Here is an 8,260-nt window from a genome sequence, read left to right on the forward strand (position 1 = left end):
CCATGACAACCGAGTCGACAGAAACGCGGGAGGGGATCAATCGAGACAGTGAGGCCATGCCCAAGCTGACTGGCGTCTTTCGCTCTCTTTTCGCAGTACGTAATTCGATCAACGGCTTTAAATCTGCATGGCGCGAGGAAAGCTCTTTTCGCCAAGAGGTCATTCTTTTCCTGCTTTTTTCGCCATTGCCGCTTGTCCTCGACATCCCGCCGATCCAGCGACTGTTGCTCGCGGTCACCGTGCTGCTGGTGCTGCTCGTCGAGCTGATCAATTCGAGCATCGAGGCGACGATCGACCGCATTTCGCTCGAACGTCATGAGCTTTCGGCTCGTGCGAAGGATTGCGGGAGCGCAGCGGTAACCCTAGCACTTTTGATTTGCGCGCTGACTTGGGGAACGATCTGCTTTCCTCTATTGTTGCGATGGATGCACTGGTAGCTTCAAAGAAAACGGCCGGGACCGTTAAAAGGGGGAAATGTCATCCTGCATGCGGAATTCGTTCGATTCGACACGCATTTTCCGCCGTCGCTTTAAGCCATTTTACGTTGCTCTTTTTAACAAATTAACCAATCACATAAGAAATCGAAAGGATTCTCTAAGTATTATCGCGTGAAGGGCAAATGCGAAACGCTCGAAAACCCCGCGTTTACCGCTATGGATTTCTTATGAATCCGTGTGCGGTGATTTAAATTGAATCGAATTTCCACCGCGCGCCGCGGCAATAAGATCGAGATAACGCCGGTAATCGTCCATCATGGTCCGCCGTTCGCCGATTTCAGCACAAAGCTGCGCGTAATTGCATTGCGCGTTGGGCGCATATGGCCCGAGGCGATTCGCCATGTCGTAGTCTTGCAATGCACCGTCCACATCGCCCTGCTCGCCACGTGCTCCGCCGCGATTGTTGTATGCGAGCGCGTCGTCTGGTTGCAGGCGGATCGCCTCGTTGAGATCTTGCAAAGCGCCAGTCGCGTCGCCGCGATCCCGGCGCACCAGGCCCCGGTTGTTGTGCGCCAGCGCATGCCCGCGCGCGAGCCGGATCGCTTCGTCAAAATCGCGCAGCGCGCCCTCGACGTCGCCCAGTTCCCGGCGCACGACGCCACGGTTGTTATAAGCGTCGGGATGGGCGGGACGCAGGCGAATCGCCACATTCAAATCGTCCAGTGCGCCGTGCAGATCATGCCGTTCGCGTCGTGCGAGGCCGCGGTCGTTGCGGACGTCGGCGTGATCGGGCGCAAGACGGATCGCTTCGTCGTAATCGCTCAGCGCGCCCGCAGCATCGCCCCAATCATGGCGTCCTCGCGCCCGGCGCGCGTAGGCGTCGGCGTAGGCGGGATCCAGGCGGATGGCTTCGTCGAAGTCGTCGAGCGCGCCCGCGACGTCGCCCGCGCGGGCGCGCGCCGCGCCACGGCTTGCATACGCGACGACATGGTCTGGTGCAAGCTGGATCGCCATGTCGAAGTCGTACAAGGCGCCTTCGAGGTCGCCGCTGTCGCGACGGGCGTTACCACGGTTGCTGTACGCGTCGGCGTGATGGAGACCAAGGCGGAAGGCTTCGTCGAAGTCCTGCAGCGCGGCGCACAGGTCACCCTTGCAAGCACGCGCGATGCCCCGGTCGTTGTACGCCGCTGCGAAGGCAGGCGCGAGCGCGATCGCCTGGTCGAGATCGGCGAGCGCGCCGTCTGCATCGAGCAGTTTCGCGCGCGCAACACTGCGGTTGTAATACGCGGCGGCAAGGCCGGGTTCGAGACTGACGGCCGCGTTGTAGTCCTTCAGCGCATCGTCGAGAAGGCCCTTCGCTGCCCGCGCGATGCCGCGATTCACGTACGCCCCGGCACAATCGGGGGCGAGGTTGATCGCCGTGTCGAGGTCCTGCAAGGCACCATCGAGATCTCCTGCGCGCCCGCGCGCGCCGCCGCGATCGACGTAGCCCCCGGCGAAGCCAGGCGCGAGCAGGATGGCCTGCGCGTAATCCCTGAGCGCCCCGTCGAGGTCGCCGGCGTCGCTCCGCACGTTGCCCCGGCGGTGGTAGACAGCGATACGCTCCGGCTCGAGACGGATGGCTTCGTCAAAATCACGCAGCGCGCCGTCCCGATCGCCATGCGCCGCGCGCATCGTGCCGCGCGCGACGTAGGCGTCCACGAAGCGCGGCCTCACACGGATCGCTTCATTGAGGTCGTTTAGTGCGCCGTTCACATCGCCGTGCGCGGCGTGCACGCTGGATCGCATCACGTAAGCCGCTGCGTGGCCCGGCTCGAGCCGGATCGCGTTGTTGAAATCGCGCAGCGCGCCATCCGCGTCGCCCATCGCGAGGCGCACCTGGGCGCGGATGCCGTGCGCGTCGGCCGAGCCGGGATCGATACGGATCGCCGCGTCGAAATCGCTCAGCGCGCCGTTGAGGTCGCCCCGCTCGCGACGCGCATTGCCACGGTTGAGATAGGCGACTGTGTAATCCGGATCGAGCCGCAGCGCGACGCTGTAATCGCGAAGCGCATCGTCAAAATTGCCCTTGTCGCAGAAGACGTTGCCCCGGTTGTTGTACGCGACAACGTAGTCGGGTCGAAGCCGGATCGCATCGCTGAAGTCGATTAGCGCCCGATCGAAATCGCCCTTGCGCACGCGCACGAGGCCGCGATCGTGATACGCGGCGGCATCGCCGGGGGCCAGCCGGATGGCGTCGTCCAGATCCTCGAGAGCGCCTTCGACGTCGCCAAGTTGCACGCGCGCGTTGCCGCGCCGCGCATAGGCGCGCGCGTCGCGCGGACGCTGCCGGATCGCTTCTCCGAAGTCCTGTAGCGCGCCTTGCCGATCGCCTTGCGCCTCGCGCACGATGCCCCGTTCGAGGTGCGCATCGGCGCAGTCCGGCTGCACGCGAATCGCTGCGGTGAAATCGTGCAGCGCGCCGTCGCAATCGCCGCGCTGTGCTCTCAATCGTCCCCGCTTCACACGCGCCTCGGCGTAGCCGGCGTCGATGCGCAACCCCGCGTCGTAATCGCTCAGCGCGCCTTCCAGATCGCCCTTGGCGGCGCGTACATCGGCCCGGGTGCAGTATGCCTGCGCATGGCCGGGCGCTAGCCGGAGCATGATGTCGAGATCGTCCAGCGCGCCGTTGGCGTCGCCCTTGCGCGCGCGCAAGCGCCCGCGTTCGAGGAATGCGCGTGCGTCGCTGCCGTCGAGGCGAATGGCATGGGTGAAATCCCGCAGCGCGCCGTCGACATCGTCGATGCCTGCACGCGCGATCCCCGCGTTGAGGTAAGCCTCGGCGCAGTCGGGTCTCAAACGGATGGCTTCGCCGAAGTCGCTTAGCGCGCCGCGGAAGTCGCCTTGCTCCCCGCGTGCGCAGCCCCGGTCGATATGCGCTTCGACAAAGCTCGGCTTGAGGCGGATGGCTTCGTCGTAGTCGATCAGCGCGTCTTGCGTGTCGCCCTGGTCGCTGCGCGCGTTGCCTCGGCTATGATGCGCGGCAGCGTAGTCGGGCTGAAGCCGGATCGCTTCGCTGAAGTCACGGAGCGCGCCGTCGAAGTCGCGCTTCATCGCTCGTACGTGCCCCCGGTGCCGGTGTGCGGCGGCGTCGCCGGGGGCGAGACGGATGGCTCGGCTCAAATCGACGAGCGCGCCGTCGAAATCGCCGTTCGCGGAGCGCAGGACGCCCAAGGCGACGTACGCCTCGACGCAGCCGCTCGCAATGTCGGTGGCATGCCGGAAGTCGCGCAGGGCGCCATCCAGATCCCCATGCGCCTTGCGTGCATGGCCGCGGCCGATGTAGCTGGCGACGTCATCGGGTTTGCAGCGAATGGCGCAGTCATAGTCTTGCAGGGCGGCGTTAGTGTTGCCCTTTGCGACGAGCACGAGCGCCCTCTCGCGATACGCCAGCGCGTAGTCCGGCTGCAAGCCGATCGCCGCGCCGTAACAGCGCAACTTTTCGCTAAGGGCCGTCGCGATGAAGCCCTGCTCAAAGCACTGTTGCGCCGCGAGTTCGTCCTCAACAACCGCGGGTGCCGAGCGCGCCGCGGCCTGTTCGTTCATCGCGGCTTCGTGCGCGAAACCGTTTGCCTCCACAACTGGCGCATCTCTCGGCGGAAAATGCAGACATCGTTCGTTCAAATGCGCCATCGCTTCATCAAAACGATCGGCCTGAACGATGAGCGGGTCGTGATCCGCGAGTAGCGCGAGCTTGCCTGTGAGCTGGGCCCCGATCGCTGGAGAGGCGAACTCGAAGCCGCCTGCAATCAGGGGAACGACATGGCAACCGCTATCGAGCGCAGCCTCGATCTCGCGACGAAGCCGATCGTCTGGCTTCCGGCACTGCACGAGCGCCGACGGCGCAAGCAACACGACAAAATGCGTGCACGCCTTGATATGCGCGAGCGCCACGCCTTCGAATTCGCCATCGCCGACGTCGAGAAAATCGAACACCACGTCATGGCCACGCCGTTCCAGATGCTGGAAGATCGCAACGGCCCAAGGCCGGTTGCCGCACCGATAGCTCAGGAAAATCGATTGCCGGGCGTATTCCATAGGTCGAAGGCTCGAAAAGTGAGAATGGTTCATTCGGTCGCGCCAACCATGGATCGTGCTTTGTCCCATGCGCATTGAAGCGCGCAGGTGCACAAATCATAGTGCACCTGCTGTGCAACCGCTGCGAATTCTCTTAGAAGCTTCGGGCCGCCTGCATGAGCCGGATTCTTGCGTTAAGAGGCCAGCGGGTCTTGTCCGCCCGTTAGCTTGAATGCGGCGAGTGCGCAACAAGGACAACGTACCAGTGAAATGCCGACGCTCCCGACATAGCCAGCATGTTTTTCGTTCGTCGGAGTGCCGTTCTACTTCGCCATGCACTGTGTTTGATCTGCCGCAGGGTTGCGATATAAGCATCGGAGATTGATGTTGCAAGCGTTCTTCCTCGCGCCAGGACGCTGATTGGGCAGGTGGCGATGGCGCCCCGCACTGAACGACGTGAAAGAATTCCTGCAACATCTGCGGCGTCGGACGTGTTTGTCTGAACAAACGGCCCGATCGACTGCGCGTACAACAGCACCACCTCGTGCCTGAGCGACCTACAAAGGCAGATCGACCGGCGAGACAGAGGTGGCACCGGGATTTCGGACAGATTGGTAAGTGGAAATGCTGGGGCGTGAGTCGGTCATAATGCCCGGCAACAAGGAACCAGAAGATGACGAAACGAAACCGACGGACACGGTCAGCGGCGCTCAAGTCAAAGATGGGCACTCGAGGCGCTCAAGGGCGACAAGACGCTAGCAGAGCCGGCCCAGCAATTTGATGTGCATCCGAACCAGATCACGGACTAGAAGAAGGAGTTGCAGGAGCGGGTTGCCGATGATCGGGCAGTTGACATGGGAGAATGATTTTCATATGGCCTGTTTTTGCAAGCAGGACGAGCGCCGTTCTCGCTGCCGCGATATCGAGTGTACGTACCCAACCTGATTCGTAACGCGGCAGACGGGCTGTTTATCGACGATGGATCAAGCTCATATCCGCGGGCTGGTTAACGCATTTCATCTTTCCGTCACGGGGCTACCTCGCTCTTAACCACGGAGATCACGCAGTCGCGTGCTCACAAAAAATCTCGAAGGTTCCCCGCATCGCGCACGGTGCCGCGTTACCGATCAGGTGGAAGATAGAGATCTTGCGATAGCAGCTCCTTTACTGAAATGACGTGGATAACAAATTGCCGAAATGTTCAGGCTGGCTGCAGTCGCGTTCCGATGTCCCAGATGAATCCGCATAGTTCACGAGCGATTGCAGGGCACGTCTCGTTCTGATGTCGGCCTCGTGCCCGAAGGCGGCGGAATATTTGGCAGAGCCGAAACTGCGCTTTCCACGCGATGTCGATGATGTGCCGAGGTTGCCCTTCCAGCCGAGGCTGGAGCGATTCACGATTCGCGCCGGCAACCGGTAATTCCATGCTGCCTCGACGAGTATCCTGCGCACGTGCGTGTTGCCCGTTTTCGTCACGTTGCCCCGTTGCTTTGAGTTTCCGCTGGAGTGTTCCGACGGCACAAGTCCCAGGTAGCTCATGAATTCGCGTGGATGTGGGAAGCGGCGCAAGTCGCCAAGTTCAGCGACGGTCAGGGCGGAAATGAAGTCGATACTACGATGGGTCATCAGACCTTTGACCATCGGCAACCACCGCCAGGTTTCGGCATGGGGCGCGCAGAGACTGCGTAAGGCGCTCGACGAGTTCGGTGGCAAACCGCACCGCCATCCGGTACTCGATAAAGACGATATGCTGGGCGGAATCTCCGAACTTTATCTTGGAGAGAAAGAGCTCATTCTTCGGTCCCCGGCGCGTGCCGGTATAAGCATGCCCATGGCGAAGCAGGAAGGATTTCAGCCTCTGGCGCACTCTGCGCTGGTCGCTCACCGCATCCTCACGAGCGCGAACCAGGTCTCGGATGGCTTCATCCTGCGGTTCGGGAACGGCAACCGGCACAAGTTCGCCCGCTCGATGCAGTCTCGCTAACAGTAGCGCGTCGCGGCGGTCCGTCTTGATTCTGTCAGGCGACGCGCGATGGAGCAACCACTTCACAGTGATACCCCTGCTCGCGCAGTGCACGCACTAGCCCATAGCCGCAGGGGCCTGCCTCATGGCAAATACTGAGTTCCGAAGGTGCGCCAAACTTCGAAAGCGCTTTGGTTAGCGAAATGACGCTATAGCGGGTCGTGTTGACGAAGTGAGATCGTCCCGTGAATACGCCGCGGCAAATGCGATAGCAATCGAATCCTTGTGCACGTCGAGCCCGGCATAAAACCTGATCTTGTCCGTGACTGTCTCCGCCGTTGAGTGAAGGTCGTCCGATTATCGGATGAACGGTCAACGTCGCGTTCCCTGGAGGCCATCATGTCTTAGAAAGCGCGCTCAGCAAGGCGGGACTGCTGGGCGTAAGGCGATGATTGATCGTGATCACGCTCTACCGGTGACACGGCAGGCCCGGCTGGTCGTCATCAGCCGGTCGAGCGTCTATTACCAATCGCGTAGGGTCAGCGAAGGGGATCTGATTGATGCGCCGGATTGACGAGTTTCACCTCGAGCATCCATTTGCTGGTATGGCTGCTGCGTCGCGAAGACATCAAGGTCGGGCGCAGGCACGTCAGCACCTTGATGAAATGCATGGGCGTCGGAAATCCTGTCCGAACGAACGAGGCCACGTCTCGCCTCGCGCCTAGGCAGCGAGTGCGCAGTGAGTACGCTCATAAGTGTCGACGGCTTATTCAATGCCCGTCACGGCGACCGCGAAGTCATTGCCCTCCCACCTTGCATCTCGCGGCTGCAGCGCCCAAAACATCTGGCGCGGCTGTCGGCACTCCTAGGCACCGACTTTTCTCTCTCAGCGACGCCGCCGTCTACGCTAATATCGGTCCCATGTGCCCCGCGTCCGACACGGCGATTTTCGCGTGTTGCCCCAAAACATGCGGTCGGACCCAGTCCGGAACAAACGAAGGCTTTTCAGGCTTAGCCTTACCTTGCAGTCGTTTGGCTGACATCCTGTTGTTCTTGCAGCGATCATCTTGTACATGCGCACGCGCAACGAAGCTCCCCGCACGTCCGCCTTGTCCGGCTTGCGGGCCAGTTGTGCGTGGTAGTGCGGCGTACCGCCAGGAACAGAGGGTAATCGCGCGAGCGTTGCAGGCCGAGACGGAATGGACATCGCTCTCCCTCCGGGGACGCAGCGTCCTGCAAGAACGCTGAGGTCCCCCAGAACCGATCGGCATCAATGTGGCAGAGTTGTGTTTCGACACGTCCACTGGAGGGTCGCGGTGCATTGCGATTCGTTGGTCTGTTGCGCTCGAGCTTTTGGGCACGAGCCACTGAGAAAGCTCAAAGGCATAGACGGGCTGTTCAATGGACGCCATTTCGACAGTGAAGGAGTTATCCTTTGCGTGCGTTGGTACCTGCGCTACAAGCTTAGCTTCCGAGATCTCGCTGAAATGATCCGTGGCAAATGGGCCTATTTTTACCGCGCAGTTGACCGAGCGGGAAAGACGCTCAATTTCCGCCTCAGCGCCAAGCACGATGTTGCGTCAGCCAAGGCGTTCTTCGTGAACGCGATCAGGATTCAGGCGCGCGCTCCCGCAACGGTCAATCTGGACGGTTACGCGGCATCGCATCTAGCGGTCCGCGAGTTAAAGTCCGACGAGTCGCTGCCCCGGCGAACGAAATTACGATCCTCGAAGTACCTGAACAGCCGGATCGAGCAAGATCATCGGCACATCAAAACGCGGGGTGAACGTGATGCTCGGGTTCA

General features: G+C 61.4%; 5 protein-coding genes and 3 pseudogenes. 4 read left to right on the forward strand and 4 right to left on the reverse strand.

Features of this window, described 5'->3' with window-relative positions; genetic code table 11:
- The first annotated feature begins 2 nt into the window (after positions 1 to 2).
- A complete protein-coding gene (locus AWB81_RS29405; RefSeq protein ID WP_062640181.1) occupies positions 3 to 437 on the forward strand; it encodes a diacylglycerol kinase in 435 nt (144 codons plus the stop codon).
- A gap of 225 nt (positions 438 to 662) precedes the next feature.
- On the opposite strand, the gene AWB81_RS29410 is transcribed toward AWB81_RS29405, so the two are convergent.
- Complete coding sequence (locus AWB81_RS29410) at positions 663 to 4,022, reverse strand: tetratricopeptide repeat protein (protein ID WP_235025964.1); 3,360 nt, start codon at positions 4,020 to 4,022, stop codon at positions 663 to 665.
- Positions 4,023 to 4,277: 255 nt separating this feature from the next.
- Positions 4,278 to 4,589, reverse strand: a pseudogene (locus AWB81_RS48865) (toll/interleukin-1 receptor domain-containing protein); the annotation flags it as partial.
- Between the two features lie 577 nt (positions 4,590 to 5,166).
- On the opposite strand from AWB81_RS48865, the pseudogene AWB81_RS29415 reads away from it, so the two are divergent.
- Positions 5,167 to 5,296 (forward strand): annotated as a pseudogene (locus tag AWB81_RS29415) (transposase); the annotation flags it as partial.
- Positions 5,297 to 5,657: 361 nt separating this feature from the next.
- On the opposite strand, the gene AWB81_RS47120 reads toward AWB81_RS29415, so the two are convergent.
- Both AWB81_RS47120 and AWB81_RS47125 read right to left on the reverse strand, forming a co-directional pair.
- Positions 5,658 to 6,134, reverse strand: coding sequence for a transposase (locus AWB81_RS47120; RefSeq protein WP_235025966.1), 477 nt, complete (start codon positions 6,132 to 6,134; stop codon positions 5,658 to 5,660).
- Positions 6,106 to 6,570, reverse strand: a complete 465-nt coding sequence (locus AWB81_RS47125) for an IS110 family transposase (protein WP_327372679.1) — start codon at positions 6,568 to 6,570, stop codon at positions 6,106 to 6,108. Before AWB81_RS47125 ends, AWB81_RS47120 begins: the two co-directional genes overlap by 29 nt.
- A 292-nt stretch (positions 6,571 to 6,862) precedes the next feature.
- Between AWB81_RS47125 and AWB81_RS47130 the strand changes: the two are divergent.
- Both AWB81_RS47130 and AWB81_RS29425 read left to right on the forward strand, forming a co-directional pair.
- Positions 6,863 to 7,134: pseudogene (locus tag AWB81_RS47130) on the forward strand (IS3 family transposase); the annotation flags it as partial.
- A 689-nt stretch (positions 7,135 to 7,823) separates the two neighbouring features.
- Positions 7,824 to 8,260, forward strand: a 437-nt coding sequence (locus AWB81_RS29425) for a DDE-type integrase/transposase/recombinase (RefSeq protein WP_445344343.1), incomplete at its 3' end; no start/stop codon positions are given.

Origin of the sequence: Caballeronia arationis (assembly GCF_001544975.2) — a bacterium.
Taxonomy (GTDB): domain Bacteria; phylum Pseudomonadota; class Gammaproteobacteria; order Burkholderiales; family Burkholderiaceae; genus Caballeronia; species Caballeronia arationis.

What these genes read in the sequence shown, in the direction of transcription:
- AWB81_RS29410 (WP_235025964.1), bottom strand. Translation starts at nt 4,022, where the DNA reads ATGAACGAACAGGCCGCGGCGCGCTCGGCACCCGCGGTTGTTGAGGAC.
- AWB81_RS47120 (WP_235025966.1), bottom strand. Translation starts at nt 6,134, where the DNA reads ATGGTCAAAGGTCTGATGACCCATCGTAGTATCGACTTCATTTCCGCC.
- AWB81_RS29405 (WP_062640181.1), top strand. Translation starts at nt 3, where the DNA reads ATGACAACCGAGTCGACAGAAACGCGGGAGGGGATCAATCGAGACAGT.